The organism is Photorhabdus africana, assembly GCF_035181445.1.
GTDB classification, from domain to species: Bacteria; Pseudomonadota; Gammaproteobacteria; order Enterobacterales; family Enterobacteriaceae; genus Photorhabdus; species Photorhabdus laumondii.
Genome location: NZ_JAXBVE010000167.1, coordinates 1 through 518 on the forward strand (window position 1 = coordinate 1; position 518 = coordinate 518).

The 518-nt window shown below is 68.9% G+C and carries 1 protein-coding gene; it reads right to left on the bottom strand.

The window, feature by feature from the left end; all coding sequences use genetic code 11:
- The coding region (locus tag SLS51_RS23240) for a hypothetical protein (RefSeq protein ID WP_323840840.1) at positions 1–218 on the bottom strand (218 nt) is incomplete at its 3' end.
- Positions 219–518 lie beyond the last annotated feature (300 nt).

Genomic DNA, 518 nt, shown 5'->3' on the forward strand with positions numbered 1-518 from the left:
GCGGCTGGCCGCCGGGTGGAGCTTCTTAGCCCCCGTGGCGCGCAAGGCGGACGCCTTCCGCTGTCAGCCGCAGTGCAAAATCCCACCGCCGCAGTCGCCGCCGTCCCTGGCGGCTCCGGTGTTAACATCCGCCTAAAACCGTTGCCGGTCAGGCTGCCAAGGTCAACGGCCCTGAAAGCAGGCCAGCGAGCTGGCCGCAGTTTATTGCCCCCGCCCAACCCCGCTGCACTGGCTGCGTCCGGCTCGCAGTCGCAGGCTCCTTGCTCGTTCCCGTACTCGCCATCTCCGCCCCGTCCGCCCCCGCGGGCGGGGGCTCCCCGCTGAATCCCGTCGATAAGCGGGCTTCGCCAGCCCGCACCCGGCCAACCCGCGACAGCGGCGCAGGCAAGCTGCCCCGCCGCCCCGGGTTATCGAGAAAACCCGGTTCCGGCAGAAAAAGCGGGCCGAAACCCGGCACTGACATCGGGGAAAAAGCGAGCTAAAATCGGCAAAGTGCCCGTCGGGGTTTTGGGTTCGCG